Below are 560 nucleotides of genomic sequence, written 5' to 3' on the forward strand. Positions count from 1 at the left end.
TCAATCTTCGGGTCTCGTTCATCGATACTACAGCCTAGTTTACGCAGATTTTGGCGTACTCTGTGCTGCTTAGTGCTCCGAGTAGTCTTCATGGGCAAATCGAGATTGATGATACCCAGAAGCCTTTGATCAACGTACTTGTACAGCGTTTTGGTAGAGACGACCTCATCCTTGGAGAAGCCATCTACTACTAATGCACGCCCGACACAAGCGTCTAAAGACCAGTCATTTTGGTGGAAATGCTTGACCACATACTCCATGAAGCGGCGGTGCTTAAAGAACTCAATCTTGCGCCCGCAGTGCTTGCGATTATTGTCATAAGCATCCTGTCCAACCTCGGCGATATAACGCTTCCTGTGGCTATTAGGAGTGATTTTAGAGCCTCGTTTCAGCTCATAACCAATAGAGCTGGGAGAGCAGTTTAACCTTCTGGCAATAGCTCTGTTGGAGTATTTTTGATTGTGGTACGCCTCGATCAGACAACGATCCTTGATAGTAAAATGTCTGCCCTTTTGTCGAGAATCTGTGTTAGAATTTGAATGATCCATTTTGACCTCTTT

General features: G+C 45.4%; 1 protein-coding gene. It reads right to left on the reverse strand.

Features of this window, described 5'->3' with window-relative positions; all coding sequences use genetic code 11:
- On the reverse strand, positions 1-548 hold a 548-nt coding region (locus tag FC20_RS09675; protein WP_156402980.1), incomplete at its 3' end, for a helix-turn-helix domain-containing protein.
- Between the last annotated feature and the right edge of the window lie 12 nt (positions 549-560).

Source organism: Lactobacillus equicursoris DSM 19284 = JCM 14600 = CIP 110162 (genome assembly GCF_001434815.1).
In the GTDB taxonomy this organism is placed as follows: Bacteria; Bacillota; Bacilli; order Lactobacillales; family Lactobacillaceae; genus Lactobacillus; species Lactobacillus equicursoris.